Here is a 210-nt window from a genome sequence, read left to right as displayed (position 1 = left end):
GTGTGTTGCCTGGTTGCGGCCGCCCTCCTGCCGGCTGCAGCGCCGGCTGCGGAAAATCCCGCCGGCCGGGGGCCGCTGGTGCTGGCAGCGGCCAGCCTGCAGGAATCGATGAATGCGGCGGCCGACCGCTGGGCAGCGCTGGGCCATCCGCGCCCGGTGCTTTCGTTCGCGGCCTCTTCGGCCCTGGCCCGCCAGATCGAAGCGCACGCC

The 210-nt window shown here is 74.3% G+C and carries 1 pseudogene; it reads left to right on the top strand.

Going from position 1 to position 210, the window contains the following annotated elements:
- Positions 1–9 precede the first annotated feature (9 nt).
- Positions 10–210: pseudogene (locus H926_RS35390) on the top strand (molybdate ABC transporter substrate-binding protein); the annotation flags it as partial.

Origin of the sequence: Novosphingobium sp. B-7 (genome assembly GCF_000410615.1) — a bacterium.
Lineage (GTDB): Bacteria > Pseudomonadota > Alphaproteobacteria > Sphingomonadales > Sphingomonadaceae > Novosphingobium > Novosphingobium capsulatum.
Note: the sequence above shows the minus strand (reverse complement) of the source record. Positions and strands in the feature narration are given on the sequence as shown.